The following is a 3,068-nucleotide window of genomic DNA, read 5'->3' on the forward strand; positions in this document are numbered from 1 at the left end:
TAATACGCCTTGTATTGTTGAATATCTGCTGAAGGTGTTAAAAACTTATAATAAACGAAAATAGAAGCGATTATTACTAGTACTAATAATCCTATAAAAAACACTCTTAATTTTTTTCTTAATGTGTATTTCAAAAAACATTCTCCTTTCTAGACAAAAGATATTATTATTTGACTGTGCTAAATCCTCCTACTTGAGGTTACCACAAAGTATCTATAAAATTTAAAAAACGCCATCCTTTCCTATGATTCTACAGAAAGAATAGCGTATTTGTTCTTTTTATGGATACATTTTTTTAGCTCGATGGCGATGTGGTGTTACCTCAAATATAATTATTTTATTTGAAGGTCTCTTTTAAATTTTTTTCAAATCTTTTCATAGGTTGATATACAAGGACGTGTAGTGATAAACCTATCACTGCAGTAATGTTTAAAATAATACTTATAATCATTAAAGACCATTCTATAACTGGAGAAAAGTATCCGTTCGTACTTAATGTGGAAGAACTTACACCTAGTATTAAAATCACTATTAGTAAAGGTAAGTTTTTAACCAATTTGAATCCCCCCTTTAAACACAATATCTTTATATTATTATATCACACACTAGGTTATGTAATTAATATAAGATAGTTATCTATGGGAATTTAACATATTTTTTCGTTTTGGGGGTAACCTATTTTTTAGCTTGATAGCGATGAGATAGCGCCACATGCCCATCAAGCTAATATTTTGCAGTACCCCCAAAATGAAATTTCTATCTATTGATAGTTATTTATGTAAGTTCGGCTCTTTTTGAAACAACTGATATCTCAATTTGATGATTATATGACGGTACCCCATATCTACCAACTTAAGAATACTAACTCCCTCTAAAAGTAAAAATCATTATTACTTTTAAACAAACTAGATTATTAGAATAGAAAACGTTTTTTCTTTACAGTTCATAGTCAAAATCAAATTATTCCTCCATTAAAAAGCCCTTAAAATAAATTTTTTCTCAATACCTATTTTTTGCTAAAAAATGTATATTTTATACAGATGATATCTTAATTCATCTAAAATATTTATTTAAAAAAACGGGAATGAGAAAGGATTGATTTATATGAATAAAAAAAAGAACGGCAGGTTACAAAAGTCAATAAAGGTGTTTGCGACATCCGCTATTTTAGCAACCACGTTATTTGCACCTATTATGACAAACAATTTAGATGTACATGCTGAAACTGCACAAACTGCAACTCAATATGAACAAAGAGAGTTTGACTTGCCAGGTACAGGTAGTTTTTGGGATGAAGCAAAAAGAGAAAAAAGAGGTGAGCAAAAAAATTATATGCCAACTGGAATTTATATAAAACCTAACGAACAGGTTACTATTACAGTATCAGGAACGCAAAAGATTAGAGCCATTATTGGGACACATCAATATGATAAAGAATGGGGAAAAGAAATTGATCTTTCTCCTGGCTCTAATACCATCTCTTCTCCAAACGGCGGCGTATTAGGGTTTGATAATTATCAAGGTACAGGAACAGTTAAGGTGCAGGTAACACAAGGCGGTAGTCCTATTCCATTTTTTGAATTAGGGAAACACACGAAAGATGACTGGATTGCCATGATGAACAAATATCCAGATGCACATGCGGTACAATTGAAATCAGAACGAGCAGTACTAACTGTAACTCGTGATAGTGCCAATAAATATATTGTAAATCAAGATCCTGTTCCTCTATTAAATAAATATGATGAAATGATTCGGGCACAAGATCGGATATCGGGGTTATCTGAAACAGATCCTAATCCTTTACATCGTTCAACTCGTCGTATTTGGGCCTTTGTAGAAAACCCTAACGCACAAAGTTGGGGCATGTATGCAAGTTGGGATGGAGCCGTCTTTACGACTGCTGGTGAAGCAATCAAAAGTACTTTAAATGTCAATGAGTTTGGATGGGGACAAATGCATGAAGCGGGACATGCACGACAACAATATCCATGGACTTGGAATGATTTAAGAGGTATGGGTGAAGTAACTGTTAATCTATATTCTTTAGCTGCAGACAAGAAATTATATCCAAATAAACCAACACGTTTAGAATCAGAGGGAGATTATAATAGAGCCTTTGCTTATTTGAAACAAACGAATAAAGAATATAAAAATATAGACGACCTGTTTGTAAAACTCGTTATGCTTTGGCAGCTTCATTTGGCATATGGGGATGAGTTTTATCCAAACCTTCACAAATTATATCGTGAGATACCAGAAGATCAACTTCCAAAAACAGACGAAGATAAAATACAAGCATTTATTTACAATACATCAAAGGTAGCAAAACAAAACTTACTTCCATTTTTTGATCAGTGGGGATTAAAGGCGACCCAAGAAACGAGACAAAAAGTAGAAGCTTTAAATAACCCAACATTAATTGCACCTATATGGGAAGCAACGGATGCTAAACCTGTTAAACCACTTGCTGTATTGTCTAAAAAAATAATGAAGGCAAGTGCAAATAGTGAGGAATCAACGGGTTCAGCTAGTAAGGCGATAGATGGAAAAACAGATACATTTTGGCATTGTAGTTGGACACCAAATCAATATCCTTACAATTTGACACTAGAACTTGGCGATACACGTACCATTTCACAATTGGCATATCTTCCAAGGCAAGATGGGTCAGAAAATGGCCGTATTTTAACTTACAATATTTATACGAGTGTAGATGGCGTTAAGTATGACAAAATATCATCAGGAACATGGGAAAATAATAGTAATAAGAAAAATGCAACATTTAATCCTGTTACTGCAAAATATGTAAAAGTAGAAGTAACAAATGGACAAAATGGATTTGCTTCAGCAGCTGAAGTAGATATTTTGGGATATTAATTGTTTAAACAAATGGCTGAGGTTCTTCAATTGATTGAGAGACACAAAACATCGGTATCAAGCTAAAAAAGTGTATCCGTAAAGCAAAAAAAAAAACGCTATTCTTTTTGTAGAATCATAGATGGTCTGCCCCCATTTGGTGAGACAAAGAAAAAACACCTAGATAATATGTTTCCTATAAGCTATAG

General features: G+C 33.0%; 2 protein-coding genes and 1 pseudogene. 1 reads left to right on the plus strand and 2 read right to left on the minus strand.

Annotated elements, in window-relative coordinates; genetic code table 11:
• Nucleotides 1–134 (minus strand): annotated as a pseudogene (locus CER22_RS34155) (MBL fold metallo-hydrolase); the annotation flags it as partial.
• A gap of 203 nt (nucleotides 135–337) precedes the next feature.
• Nucleotides 338–556 (minus strand): hypothetical protein, encoded by a 219-nt coding sequence (locus CER22_RS30770; RefSeq protein WP_000240392.1) that lies wholly within the window; start codon nucleotides 554–556, stop codon nucleotides 338–340.
• A gap of 548 nt (nucleotides 557–1,104) precedes the next feature.
• Between CER22_RS30770 and CER22_RS30775 the strand changes: the two genes are divergently transcribed.
• The gene (locus CER22_RS30775; protein ID WP_088610483.1) at nucleotides 1,105–2,880 is read left to right on the plus strand and encodes a M60 family metallopeptidase; all 1,776 of its coding nucleotides are present in this window, start codon (nucleotides 1,105–1,107) and stop codon (nucleotides 2,878–2,880) included.
• Nucleotides 2,881–3,068: the final 188 nt, after the last annotated feature.

Source organism: Bacillus sp. K2I17, assembly GCF_002209985.1.
Taxonomy (GTDB): domain Bacteria; phylum Bacillota; class Bacilli; order Bacillales; family Bacillaceae_G; genus Bacillus_A; species Bacillus_A wiedmannii.